The sequence below is a fragment of the Dysgonomonas sp. UBA7630 genome, assembly GCF_002483985.1.
GTDB lineage: Bacteria > Bacteroidota > Bacteroidia > Bacteroidales > Dysgonomonadaceae > Dysgonomonas.
The window spans coordinates 1-13,512 of sequence record NZ_DLIY01000016.1; the positions used below are offsets into that span (position 1 = coordinate 1).

General features: G+C 36.5%; 11 protein-coding genes and 1 pseudogene. 6 read left to right on the forward strand and 6 right to left on the reverse strand.

The window, feature by feature from the left end:
• Window positions 1-378: pseudogene (locus B3P17_RS06025) on the forward strand (DUF5009 domain-containing protein); the annotation flags it as partial.
• A gap of 158 nt (window positions 379-536) precedes the next feature.
• Here B3P17_RS06025 and B3P17_RS06030 read toward each other — a convergent pair.
• Together B3P17_RS06030 and B3P17_RS06035 are read right to left on the reverse strand one after the other, a co-directional pair.
• The gene (locus B3P17_RS06030; RefSeq protein WP_252636738.1) at window positions 537-737 is read right to left on the reverse strand and encodes a helix-turn-helix transcriptional regulator; all 201 of its coding nucleotides are present in this window, start codon (window positions 735-737) and stop codon (window positions 537-539) included.
• A gap of 557 nt (window positions 738-1,294) precedes the next feature.
• Complete coding sequence (locus B3P17_RS06035) at window positions 1,295-1,723, reverse strand: GNAT family N-acetyltransferase (RefSeq protein ID WP_252636737.1); 429 nt, start codon at window positions 1,721-1,723, stop codon at window positions 1,295-1,297.
• A gap of 468 nt (window positions 1,724-2,191) precedes the next feature.
• On the opposite strand from B3P17_RS06035, the gene B3P17_RS06040 reads away from it, so the two are divergent.
• Window positions 2,192-2,740 carry a DNA-3-methyladenine glycosylase I gene (locus B3P17_RS06040; protein WP_252636736.1) on the forward strand — a complete coding sequence of 183 codons (549 nt, stop codon included), beginning with the start codon at window positions 2,192-2,194 and terminating at the stop codon, window positions 2,738-2,740.
• Between the two features lie 16 nt (window positions 2,741-2,756).
• Here the strand turns inward: B3P17_RS06040 and B3P17_RS06045 are convergent, their stop codons facing one another.
• From B3P17_RS06045 to B3P17_RS06060, 4 genes are all read right to left on the reverse strand, one after another.
• Entirely contained in the window at window positions 2,757-4,187 is a 1,431-nt protein-coding gene (locus B3P17_RS06045; protein ID WP_291104349.1) for a M56 family metallopeptidase, read from the reverse strand.
• Between the two features lie 2 nt (window positions 4,188-4,189).
• Entirely contained in the window at window positions 4,190-4,570 is a 381-nt protein-coding gene (locus tag B3P17_RS06050; protein WP_252636734.1) for a BlaI/MecI/CopY family transcriptional regulator, read from the reverse strand.
• Between the two features lie 134 nt (window positions 4,571-4,704).
• Complete coding sequence (locus B3P17_RS06055) at window positions 4,705-5,703, reverse strand: class II fructose-bisphosphate aldolase (RefSeq protein WP_252636733.1); 999 nt, start codon at window positions 5,701-5,703, stop codon at window positions 4,705-4,707.
• 170 nt (window positions 5,704-5,873) lie between these two features.
• Window positions 5,874-6,779: a sugar phosphate nucleotidyltransferase gene (locus B3P17_RS06060; RefSeq protein ID WP_252636732.1), complete on the reverse strand. Its 906-nt coding sequence runs from the start codon at window positions 6,777-6,779 to the stop codon at window positions 5,874-5,876.
• A 443-nt stretch (window positions 6,780-7,222) separates the two neighbouring features.
• Here B3P17_RS06060 and B3P17_RS06065 point away from each other — a divergent pair, with 443 nt between their 5' ends.
• The 4 genes from B3P17_RS06065 to B3P17_RS06080 all read left to right on the forward strand — a co-directional run bounded on the left by B3P17_RS06065 (window position 7,223) and on the right by B3P17_RS06080 (window position 13,511).
• Complete coding sequence (locus B3P17_RS06065) at window positions 7,223-8,518, forward strand: mechanosensitive ion channel family protein (protein WP_252636731.1); 1,296 nt, start codon at window positions 7,223-7,225, stop codon at window positions 8,516-8,518.
• A 184-nt stretch (window positions 8,519-8,702) separates the two neighbouring features.
• Window positions 8,703-9,176 (forward strand): MarR family winged helix-turn-helix transcriptional regulator, encoded by a 474-nt coding sequence (locus B3P17_RS06070; protein ID WP_135105064.1) that lies wholly within the window; start codon window positions 8,703-8,705, stop codon window positions 9,174-9,176.
• A gap of 13 nt (window positions 9,177-9,189) precedes the next feature.
• Window positions 9,190-10,308 carry an efflux RND transporter periplasmic adaptor subunit gene (locus B3P17_RS06075; RefSeq protein WP_252636730.1) on the forward strand — a complete coding sequence of 373 codons (1,119 nt, stop codon included), beginning with the start codon at window positions 9,190-9,192 and terminating at the stop codon, window positions 10,306-10,308.
• A gap of 32 nt (window positions 10,309-10,340) precedes the next feature.
• On the forward strand, window positions 10,341-13,511 hold the full coding sequence (locus B3P17_RS06080; RefSeq protein ID WP_291104354.1) for an efflux RND transporter permease subunit: 3,171 nt from the start codon (window positions 10,341-10,343) through the stop codon (window positions 13,509-13,511).
• Window position 13,512 lies beyond the last annotated feature (1 nt).

Below are 13,512 nucleotides of genomic sequence, written 5' to 3' on the forward strand. Positions count from 1 at the left end.
GGCTGTCCTATAAATAAGAAGATCTGGTCTCCGACATTTGTTCTGACTACATGTGGATTAGGTGCTACCTTCTTATCGCTGCTTATATGGATCATCGATGTGAAGGGGTATAAGAAGTGGTCGGTCTTTTTCGAATCATTTGGGGTGAATCCTTTGTTTATATATGTCCTAGCGGGCATTATGGCGACTCTTGCAGACGGAATACATTTCAGCAGCAATGAGGCAACGACTAATCCGAAATCTTATTTATATAACGATCTGTTGCAACCAGTATTTGGCGATTATTTTGGATCCTTGCTTTTTGCACTAATTTTTGTTTTTGTCGCATGGCTGGTAGGTAATGTTTTGTATAAGAAACATATATATATAAAGATATAATAACCTGTTTAAGTTTTAGCTAAACACTTTATTATGGTTGTCTTTTATATGCTCTTTCCTTAGTTTAGATCACATAGCCCGCTATTATCACTTCGTGAAAGGAAAAACATATCGAAAGCTACTCCAAAAATCTGAATGAATAAAATTTAAATAGTTACTTAGTCTGTTTCCTCTAAAAAGAAGATTTCTTCTATTGGTTTCCCAAATACCTTTGCAATCTTCAGAGCTAGTACTGTTGACGGAACATATTTATTAGCCTCAATAGCATTAATTGTTTGACGACTAACAGAAATTATCTTAGCCAGCTCTTCCTGAGTCAAATTATTAATTGCCCGTTCTATTTTTATATTATTCTTCACGACTCTTCTTTTTTGAAGATTTATATAACAAAAAATTAAATCGTATTATGAAAATTATAAGAGTTGTAAACATGTTATAAATCAATACATTCAAAAAGTTCAGACCATAAACAGTAAAAACAGCAATAAACAATAATAAATAGTTAATGAAAACAGCCCAGAGGAGTGAACTTAGCCTAAGGTTTGCTATATATTCATCTTCTACTTTCTCCTTAGAAAATGCAAGTATTACTCCCCCGATGATTAATAATGAACAAGTAAGAGTAAAAGTTATATTTACTTCGCCTTTATTGAAACCAGACCTTCCCAATAGCCAACTTAAATCAACTATTAAGTAATTATCCAGATAATTATTAAAGACAAATCCAACTAAAATACCCATCAGCAGAATACATAGACCAATTATCTTACATTTGTGCGGAAATAAAAATCTTGTTTTCATAATAATATTAAATTATAGAATTATCAATACTCAAATGTAAAGAATGCTTTACTAAAAGACAAGTTTATTTTACTTTTAATTGTGAAATTTTAAATATGTAATTACCGACTGTCTTTTAATCTACATCTATTCTGTAAACATTTGTTTCACGGAGATTGAATCCTAATTTCTGGTACAGCTTGTTGGCTGCTATGCGGCTTGGGCTCGAAGTGAGATTGATACTTGCTACATTCAGCTTTTTAGCAAATTCGATAACGTGCAATAGCATCTTTTCGCCAATAGATTGCCCTCTGGCATCTTGGTCTACAATAACATCTTCTATCCAGGCTCTTGTTCCCGATGGTATCTTTACGATTACTAAGGTGATTGTTCCCACTATCTGAGGATTGGAAGCGATAAAAATATATTTGTTTTTATCATTAACGATATGGCTTAAGTCCTCCATCTGAGGAGCTTTTAAATGCGGAGCAAGTTGTGGCATCAGTCGGGAGAAGGCTGATACTGTATCCGGTGTTACTTCTTTTATTTGTTTTATTTCTACCATCTCTATTTAAGCATTAAATTCTAAAAAAGGAATTCTTGTCGCATTCGCTCTCATCTATTTTTTTTACCACAGAGTAAAAAGAGTAACACAGAGTTTTTTTACAATACAACATTAATTTTTACTAATTACTTGAGTTGTATTGCAAATATAGCATCTTTATTTTTTAATGCTAAAATTGTCTATTATAAAGGGTCTTTGACATATTATGATTCGTACATTAGAGCGTATGATGATACATTAAAAGGTAACAGGAGAAAACATCCTGAAAAGTGTTACTTTTGTTACTTTTTTTCCTATAACTTATATATAGTTAGGTGTTTGTGTTTTTAAAGATATGTCACTTTTATATATTTGGAGAACCGAAATTTCGATATTTAATACTAGCGCAACAGATTAACAAAGAAAATCCTTATTTTGTAGCCTGAATAAGCAATTCTGAACTTTTGTTGAAATATAGAAAGAAATAAAATGAGCTATTGTGATTATATAAAAGGGCTTGCTCACCGAGAAAAAGATCAGCATAGGACGTATCATGACAACCATTATGGTTTTCCTATTGAGGATGACAATGAGCTTTTCGAGCGTTTGGTGCTTGAAATCAATCAAGCAGGGCTAAGTTGGGAAACAATATTAAATAAGCAATCCGGCTTCAGGAATGCTTATAATAACTTTGATATCAGTACCGTGGCAAGCTATGGTGATGAAGAGCGAACCCGATTGCTCAATGATGCAGGTATAATAAGAAACCGACTGAAAATAGATGCGGCTATACACAATGCGAATGTGATTCTACTGTTGCAAAAAGAGTTCGGCTCTTTCAAAGGTTGGTTAGATTTGCATCACCCCAAAACAAAAGAAGAGTGGGTGAAGCTTTTCAAGAAGACATTTAAATTTACAGGAGGAGAAATTGTAAATGAATTTCTGATGAGTACGGGTTATTTACCGGGAGCTCATGATGAAGACTGTCCGATATTTTGTGAGATAAGAAAGCATAATCCCAAGTGGATGGAAAAGTAGACTGGTTATTCGGCTACTACTTCTTCAATGTTATTTTTATAACATCCTTATTCCCATACGCCGAAGCAGCATCCTTATTTTTAAGTACTTCCACTGATTCTATGTTGTTTGGATCGAGTGAGTCCATATCTTTTTTCGAAGATTCTTTTCCATCTATTAGTATTAATAGTTGATCCGGCAAATTATTTGATTTTTCGCTTTTCTTTGTTGATGGCAAAATCAATATAGTACCCTTTTTGTTTTCCAAATTATTGTTTGTTACAACAAGAGAGTCGGATATATGAGTGTTGTGCTTTTTCTTTGTGCTTATTAATATAGCACCTCCTCTGGCATCATTACCAAAGTGGTCTGTTGCTGTTTTGTCTTTTAATACAGATATGCTTTCTATCTCATCAGGGCTAAGATCTTTTATACCATCTTGCGACTTTATCCCATCTATAATATATAGAGGTTCTAGCTCTTCGGCATTGGTAAAGGTGACTTTTTCTTTCAATTCTACTTTTATACTGTCCTTAGCTCTTAATACAAGGATCTCAGGCTTGTCAGGGTTTCCCTCTTTCTTTATCGGTATCATTGCATTTTCTATCGGTTGTACGATGTAATTGGGCACAGCCGAAAGCCATATAAATACTCCGAATACAGGAACAATAGTAAGGGCAGAGATTCGTTTCCAAGGCGAGCTTTTTTCTTTACGTAGCATATTTAGCCGGTTGATCGGTTTGTGATCGTTGAATGAGCTGGTAAAAGAAAATACCTGCCCCTGAAATCGTTGGTTGATAAGTACTGCCTGATATATTGCCGGAGAAATACCCGATTCTATGACTGCTTTATCGGCCAGAAACTCGTGGTTTTCCTTTAGTAGATGTACATAGAACCAAGATAAAGGATTGAACCATTGTATAAGCAATATACACTCGCTGCACAGGAGGTCTAACCAATGTCTCTGATTGATATGCATGATTTCATGCTGTAGAATTAGCTCTTTTTCTGTATTGGAAAGGCTCTGAGTATTTAACAATACATAGTTTAATATAGAGAATGGCGATTTGATCTGTTTACTTTCTATTATATTAATATTGTCTTTTTTCACATGTGTACCATTTTTTACAAGCAAGCGAAGCTTTCTGTATGCCATAACATTCCGACCCGATATAGTGAAGATACCCATCAGATATACGATAAAGAGGATTGTCCATATATCCGGCGATTGTGATTGAACGGTATAGGTTGTTTCTGATATTGTTCTTTCAACTGTCATTACTGCAGGAACGAATACATCGTAAGTATAACGGACAGCCGGTATTATGAATGACATTATAAGGCCCGATACTAAGAATATTCTATTGAATCTATAGAAGGTAGTAGGGCGGAGGAAGATAATATATACGATGAGGAATATGCTTAGGCATATACCCGATTTGACAATATATAAAAGAAAAGCTTCCATCGTTATTCAGTGTTAGTATCTTTTTCTTCGAGAGTTTCACGTGTTTCTTTCAGGAGGTTATCCATCTCTTCTATACTGAGGTTGGTTTCTTTAGCAAAGAATGAAACCATGGAGGAAAAAGAACCGTTGAAATAGTTCTTAACGAAGCCAAACAATTGCTTTTTAGAATAATCTTCTTTTGTTACAAGTGCTTTATAGATATTTGAGCGACCTTCGCTACGGTGTTCTACAAAGTTTTTATTTTCGAGAATGCTGAGTATTGTAGCGATGGTAGTACGTGCAGGTTTGTTTTCGTCAAACTTTTTTAATATATCCTGAACAGTACCTTCTTCCATTGTCCAAAGGATCTGCATTATTTGTTCTTCGGCTTTCGTTAGTTGCATGATATAAAAAATTATATAGGCTATAAATATACGTCTATTTATTTAGACTATTTGATGTTTGTGATTAAAAAAACATAAAATAAAAAAGGAGCTACCAATCAGTAACCCCCTTTTCATATTATATAAAAGTCTTTTTATTCAGCTTTTCCTGCACTACCTAACACAGCTTCAATTTTGTGTTTGTATAGTTTTTTCATATTGTCGCGAGCTGGTCCAAGATATTTACGTGGGTCAAACTCAGCAGGTTTAGTAGCAAATACTTCACGAACAGCAGCAGTCAAAGCTAGACGGCTGTCAGAGTCGATATTGATTTTGCAAACAGCTGATTTTGCAGCTCTACGAAGTTGTTCTTCTGGGATACCGATTGCATCTTTAAGTGCACCACCATATTTGTTGATAGTTGCTACTTCTTCTTGAGGAACTGAAGACGCTCCGTGAAGAACGATAGGGAATCCAGGAAGTTCTTTTTCGATAGCTTCAAGTATATCGAAACGCAATGGAGGTGGAACTAAATGACCGTTCTCATCTCTTGTACATTGTTCAGGAGTAAATTTGTTTGCTCCGTGAGAAGTACCGATAGAGATAGCCAAAGAGTCGCAACCTGTTCTTGTAGCAAAGTCTACTACTTCTTCAGGTCTTGTATAAGTATGGTGTTCTGCAACAACTTCGTCTTCTACACCTGCTAATACTCCAAGTTCGCCTTCAACTGTTACACCAAACTGATGTGCGTATTCTACAACTTTCTTGGTTAGAGCAATGTTTTCTTCGTATGGAAGGTGAGAACCGTCGATCATTACAGAAGAGAATCCTGAATCGATACAGTCTTTACATGTATCGAAAGTATCACCGTGGTCTAAGTGAAGCACGATTTGTGGTTTTTCCCAACCTAGACTTTTAGCATATTCTACAGCACCCTGTAGCATATAACGTAATAAAATAGGGTTAGCATATTGACGAGCACCTTTTGATGCTTGAACAATTACCGGAGATTTTGTTTCAGCAGCAGCCTGAACGATAGCCTGCAATTGTTCCATGTTGTTTACATTGAAAGCAGGGATAGCATATCCTCCTTTTACAGCTTTTGCAAACATCTCTTTAGTGTTTACTAATCCTAGGTCTTTATAACTTACCATTGTTGTTAAATTTATTATTATATAATGTATATTTATTGAAATTCATGCCTTTTTGCTATCCAAGGTGTACAAATCTCGTTAATTCGTGTTGTCACCTATAGATTACTATGCAAAAGTAACAAAAAATAGTGATAAAAGATTTCAAAATAGTATAAAATAACCTTTTAGGTTTATTTCCATAAAGGAGTCGGATATTCACCTTTTACTACTAACTTTTGAAGCTTTTCTACTACTCCATCTCTATCTTCAGCATATGTCACACCAAACCACTTGGATGGAGTATCCAATACCTTAACGTCTGCTGTTTTGTTCAAAATCAAATGATCTACTAACAGCGGGATAAAGTACTCTGCTTTGTGGTTTCCTTCATTTGCTTCTAAGAACTTAACAAAGTACTTGTCAGAATGTTCGAAATAGTCGGGAGTGAAGCCCCACATATTCATCGAAACGGGAGCATTTTCAGGTAATTCGAACCAATAGTTTTCTGCATCTTTGTACTGAATAACACCGTCTTTGCGCTCGATGTGGGTACGTTCTACGATGCTCGACAGAAAATGATTGTTATCTGTTTCGCAAACACCTCTAGCTACAGCACCACTTTCCGACAAGGTATTGCTTAATCGGTATCCAACCATGCAATAATGGTTTTCAGTTCCGTTCATTGCTATTAATTGTTTTGCTAGTATTTCATAGCTTTCGCGTCCATAGAAGTCATCAGCGTTGATTACAGCAAAAGGTTCGTGTATAACCTCCTTAGCCATCATCACAGCATGATTTGTACCCCAAGGCTTTTGTCTGTCGGGATGTAGTGTAAAACCCTCAGGTAGGTTGTCTAATTCCTGATATACTACTTCTACCGGTATATGCTTTTCGTATTTGGATATAATCTTTTCACGAAATTCTTTATCAAATGATTTTCTGATAACAAAAACTATCTTTCCAAATCCAGCTCTAAGAGCATCGTAGATCGAATAGTCCATAATGGTTTCGCCATTGGGACCAAGACCGTCAAGTTGTTTCAATCCGCCATAACGGCTTCCCATGCCGGCAGCAAGTACGTACAAGGTTGGTTTCATAAGTATATTGTTTTTCGATTAGTAATTTTCAGGCGCAAAGATAGTTTATTTATAGATTAATAAGAATAGTGATACGATATATTCTATTCACATTTGTTGTGTAATCTTATCTGTGTCTTTGCTTTATTCTTACGGAAAAGATTTGTAGAAGATCGTCTGATTATAGATCGAGCGGAGAAAGGATAATACAATCTTAACGATAATTTAATGAATTTTGTTTCTTTGCCTATCTCTTGTTCGACCTTAAAAAAGGTTAAGGTTTGTTTAGTTTTTATACTATATACTTTTGTTAGATTTAGGCTTTTTATATTTGTTGTGAACATGCAATTTTATAAAATTTAGGAGATAATAGTTTTAGAAGAAGTCGAATTATTTCATATATTTATGTGTTTTGAAGTATGAAGATTGGATTTTAATACAAATAAGGTAATAAAATGATAGAAATGGATTCAAAGGAGATACAGACTGAAGCAGGTTCGATAACCAAAACTATTGCTCTATGGATACAAGATTTTTTGATAGGATTGGGCGTTCCCGAACAAGGGATAATATATACCAAACTGATTGTGTTATTTGCATTAGTTGTAATAATAGTATTGTGCTTGCAATACTTATTAAGGAGGATATTGCTTTTTGTTTTTCATAGAGCGGTTAATATAACAAAACTATCTTTTATTAATTATACAATAGAAAACAGGTTGCCGCATTATCTTGCGTTGATAGGCCCCTATTCTTTTGTGAGGGGGACGATTCCCGTGATATTTTATGATTTCCATACAATGATTACTCCGATGCTTAAAGCTACGGATGTATATATGGTATTCATGGTTATCTGGATTATAATGTCAATTGTTCGGTCATTTGGTGGTGTTTTGCAAGAAAAGCCTGCTTTCCAGAACAAACCTATGAAAAGTTATTTTCAGGTTGTTCAAATCGTATTGTTTATTTTTGGAGCCGTTGTTATCTACTCTATCCTCACAGGCAAGTCGGCTACCACATTTTTTGCTGCGATGGGAGCGGCTTCTGCTATTCTGATGTTATTATTCCAAGATTCAATAAAGGGATTTGCCGGGAGTATTCAAGTTACAACGAATAATATGGTTCAAATCGGTGATTGGATTACGATGAACAAATATGGTGCAGATGGCAATGTAGAAGAGATAAATCTTACAACCGTTAAAATCAGAAATTTTGATAAAACAATAACAACCGTACCTACTTATGCCTTGATTTCCGACTCGTTCCAAAACTGGAGAGGAATGCAGGATTCGGGAGGAAGACGTTTTCGTAGAGCACTGAACATAAAACATAATACAATACGATTTCTAACCGATGATGAGCTGGAGAAGTATAAAGAGATTGATGGGCTAAAAGAGTATATCACAGCTAAACAAAAGGAATTTTTGAAGATGCCTAAACGGGAGGGCTTATTATCGAATATGTATCGGATAACAAATAGTGACTTGTTTCTTCAGTATGGGATATATTATTTACGCAACCATCCTAGGATTGATAAAAACCTCACTTTGCTGGTAAGACAATTGCCTCCCGGACCTCAAGGGTTACCAATAGAACTATACACCTTTACTAATACCACCGTATGGGCCGAATATGAACTTATATTATCAGAAATAGTAAATCACTTTATTGGCATTGTCAAATATTTTGATCTCACAATATTTGAAGAATCTTCCGGAAGTGATATTTTTGATGTATATATCAAGGAAAATGTAAAATAGTAAATTTTGTATTCTCTTACTGGGAGCGCCTTTTCGTAAATTATAATAGCGAAAAGGCATTTTTTTTGTAAATGAATGTTATTTATTTTTTAAAAAACGTTAATATTGTAAATTAATTTGGTTGCATTGTGCGCTTATAATAAGTGTGCTTATTACTTTTGTCCCGAAATATAAAAACTATTGAATGGTGGGAAATTGTAATAAGTTAGAAGATTCCAATGATGATATAGGTTATTTAATTTGGAAAGTTTCTAAATATTGGCAGAGAGGGAAGCTCCGCCTGTTAGGTGAATTTGGTCTAACAGGGTCACAATTGGAGTTGCTTGGAGCGATCTATCATATGTCGAGAGAAAATACTGAAGCTACACAAATTATTCTGTCGCAAGAGACAGGCATTGATCCTATGACTACTTCTACTATATTAAGAAATCTTCAAAAGAAAGGCCTTATAAGTAGGAGGGAAAGTGCAACAGATACCAGAGCCCGAATTGTGGAAGTGACCAAATCAGGCTCGGAACTCTTCGAAAGAGCTATTGCTAAAGTAAGGGAAGGGCAAAGCTTATTATTTGAGAATATTGATTGTGAAGCACTGAAAACTCAATTACAGATTCTTTTACAAGAAATAGAACGATTTAATAAAGTAACAACAGGTAATTAAATATTGATTAGGTATGAATTTAAGACAGATTGTTTTTGGAGCAATGGCTCTAATGGTTATAACATCATCTTGTGGTGGAGGAGCCAATCCTTTTGCGCAGACTAATACGGCACCGCAAGAATATAAAACAGCCGTGCTAAGTGAAGAAAGTGTAGAGCTGGAGTCTGTATATCCGGTTACTATCAAAGGCCAGGAAGATATTGAGATCAGACCGCGTATAGATGGATTTATTGATGCTATTTATATAGACGAGGGGTCTGTAGTAAGAAAAGGGCAAGCATTGTTTAAGATTAACTCGCCTTCAGCTATCCAGGCTGTAACAACAGCGAAGGCTGCAGTTGCCAGTGCCGAAGCTCAGTTACAAACAGCGAAACTGAATGTAGACAGAATTAAACCATTGGCAGACAAAGGCATTGTTAGTACAACACAGTTGGCAACTTATCAAAATGCATACAATGTGGCTCTGGCAACAAAGAACCAGGCTGAGGCTACTTTGGCAAATGCTAATGCAACATTAGGCTGGACAAATGTGACAAGCCCTGTTGATGGAGTTGTTGGAACCATCGCCTTTCGTCAAGGAAGCTTGGTTAATAACTCAAATGTTTTAACTACAGTTTCGAGCATAGGAAGTGTGTTTGCTTATTTCTCATTGAATGAAAAAGATCTTGTTTCCTTGTTAGCTAACTTGCCGGGAAAAAATCAGGCTGAAAAGATAAAGAATTTGCCTAAGGTATCGCTGAGAATGGCTGATGGAACAATGTATCCGGAAAAAGGAGTTATTAAAACGATATCAGGTCAGGTGAATGTAACTACCGGCTCTGTAAACTTAAGAGCTGAATTTACTAATTCTGAAGGTCTTTTGCGTAGTGGTTTCAGCGGAAATCTTTTGATTCCTAAGCACATTGAAAAGGCTCTTGTTGTACCGCAGGCAGCTACATTGACCAAACAAAATAAATTGCTCATCTATAAAGTTGTTAGTGATTCTATAGCTGTTCAAACTCTTATAGATGTTGCTGCTACGCCTGATGGCAAAAGATACGTTGTTACAAACGGACTTGCGCCTAACGACCGAGTTGTAGTAGACGGTATTGCAACATTGTCTGACAGTGCTAGAATTATTGTCAAGAAATAGATAATTTATTTAATAAATAAAATAAGGAAATAATGTTAAAGACATTTATAGAAAGACCTGTGCTTTCTACTGTTATTTCTGTCATCATTGTAGTATTAGGTATTATTGGGTTGGCAACGTTGCCAATAGAACAATATCCGGATATTGCACCTCCGACAGTACAGGTTCAGGCTACCTATCCGGGTGCAAATGCGGATGTGGTATTGAATAGTGTGGTTATTCCCCTCGAAGAACAGATAAACGGTGTGGAAGGGATGACATATATGACATCGTCAGCCAGTAATGGTACGGCTACCATTAAGATACTCTTTAAGCAAGGTGTTAATCCGGACATTGCATCTGTAAACGTACAAAATCTAGCTGCACGTGCTACACCGTTGCTTCCGCAAGAGGTGACTCAGCTAGGGGTAATTGTATCAAAACAGCAGAATAGTACACTATTAGGTTTGACTTTGAGCACAAATAACCCTGATTATGATGGTCAATTCCTTCAGAATTATGCTAACATTAACATCTTACCTCAGATAAAGCGTGTATATGGTGTTGGTAATGCCAGTGTGTTTGGCGCAAGGGACTACTCGATGCGTGTTTGGTTAAAGCCTGACGTAATGGCTGCATATAAGATTTCTATACAAGAGGTTTCAGCAGCATTAGTAGATCAAAATATAGAAGCAGCACCGGGTGAATTGGGGCAAAATAGTGATCAGTCGTTCCAATATACGATGAGATATACAGGAAAACTGAAAACCGAAGAAGAATTTGGTAATATCATATTACGCTCTCAAGACGGACAAATTTTGAGATTGAAGGATATCGCTAAAGTTGAGCTGGGTTCGTTGAGTTATAGCGTTGTTTCAGAAACAGACAAGAATCAGTCTGTATTTATAATGATCAACCAGACTGCAGGATCAAATGCCCAGGAGGTTATTAAGAATGTTAAGGCTGTATTGAATGATGCAGAAAAAACATTGCCTTCGGGAGTTAAGATTAATTATATAATGGACTCCAGTGAGTTTTTGGATGCGTCTATAGAGAAAGTAATCCATACGTTGATTGAAGCCTTTATATTGGTGTTTATAGTCGTGTTTGTATTCTTGCAGGATATAAGATCTACTCTTATTCCCGCTATAGCTGTTCCTGTTGCCATTATCGGTACGTTCTTCTTCTTGCAGGTGTTTGGGTTCTCTATAAATCTATTAACACTGTTTGCTCTCGTGTTGGCTATCGGTATTGTGGTGGATGATGCTATTGTCGTCGTCGAGGCGGTACATGCGCAGCTCGATGCCGGAGAAAAAGATCCGAAAGTAGCTACGATGACCGCTTTGAAAGAAATTGCACCTGCCATTATATCTATTACACTTGTAATGTCGGCGGTGTTTATTCCGGTCAGCTTTATTGGAGGAACTTCAGGTATATTCTTCAAGCAGTTCGGGCTAACTCTTTCTATTGCAATTCTTATCTCGGCGGTCAATGCATTGACTTTGAGTCCGGCTTTGTGTGCTCTCTTTTTGAAGCCACATGATGAGGAGCATAAGAGCAAAAGTTTCATCCAACGCTTCTATTATTACTTTAATATGACTTTCAACAGTGCGACTCAAAAGTACAAGAAGAGTCTTCACTTCCTTGGAAGAAAAGGACATCGTTGGATTACAGTAGCTATAATCATCGTATCGTCAGTTGTTTTATTCGGATTGATGAAGCTGTTACCTACAGGTTTTGTGCCTAATGAAGATAGTGGTGGTGTACTTGCCTTTGTAACATTACCTCCGGGATCTTCTTTGGAGAGAACAGATTCTGTTGTTGGCGAGGTTGTTAAAATAGCTCATGATATAGAAGGTGTTAAGAGTGTTACAAACATTACAGGGGTTAACTTTATGGCTGGTATGAACAGTTCTTACGGTACCCTAGTAGTGAAAATGGAACCTTGGAATGACCGTAAATTGTCAACAAACGAAGTATCTGCAATCCTCAAAGAAAAGACAAGCAAGATAAAGGGTGCGACCTTCTTCTTTGTGGCCACTCCAACCCTTCAAGGTTTTGGGTTGGGAGCAGGGGTTGAGATGCAATTGCAAGACCGTACGGGAGGTGATATCAACAAATTTAATGATGTTGCTCAAAATATCCTTCAAAAACTGCGGGCTAGGAATGATGTTGTCCTTATGGCCATGACCAACTTTAACCCTGCTTTCCCTCAGAAAGAGATATCTGCCGATTTGCCAAAGATAAAAGCAGCCGGTCTTACTCTTAGTGAAGTAATGGGATCATTGCAGGCTTATGTAGGTAGTTCATATGCTTCAACGTTCAACTTGTATGGAAAACAATTCAGGGTGGTACTGCAAGCATCTCCTGAATATAGAAGAAAATGGGATGATCTGAGTGGTTTGTTTGTGAAGACAAAATCCGGAGAGATGGCTCCAATTACAGAATTTCTTCATGTAGAAGATATTGTAGCTCCTCCAACATTGAGCCGATTCAATATGTATTCATCTATCGACTTGACCGTTATACCTAACCTAATTGATGGAAAGAGTACCGGTGACGTATTACGTCTATTGGAAGAATGGTCTCAAGATAAATCTATTTTCCCTGATGGGTATACTTTCGAATATTCAGGTATGACTCGAGAGGAGGCTGGTAGTGGAAGCCAAACAATATTAATATTTGGCATTTGTTTGATATTCGTTTATTTATTGCTGTCTGCCTTGTACGAAAGTTATATTATACCATTGGCCGTGTTATTCTCTTTGCCGGTGGGTCTTGCCGGAGTATTTATATTCTTGATGATATTCGGTCTTTCGCGAGGAATTGTAAATAACATATACGTCCAAATATCGATGATTATGTTAATCGGGTTGCTGGCAAAGAATGCTATCCTTATTGTGGAATATGCATTACAGCGACGTCAGCAAGGTATGAGTATTGTGGAAGCTGCCGTAAACGGAGCTGTAGCACGTCTTCGCCCGATCTTGATGACTTCCTTTGCTTTCATTGCAGGTATATTACCACTGATGTTTGCATCAGGAGCAGGAGCTATCGGTAACAGATCGATCGGTATTAGTGCTGTAGGGGGTATGTTTATTGGGACTATGCTTGGGGTACTAGTTATTCCTTCCCTATATATTATATTCCAGACAATACAGGATAAGATAAGTAAATCGGGTATGATTAACTCTAATGATGAGTTTATTAATAAAAACCAATAAC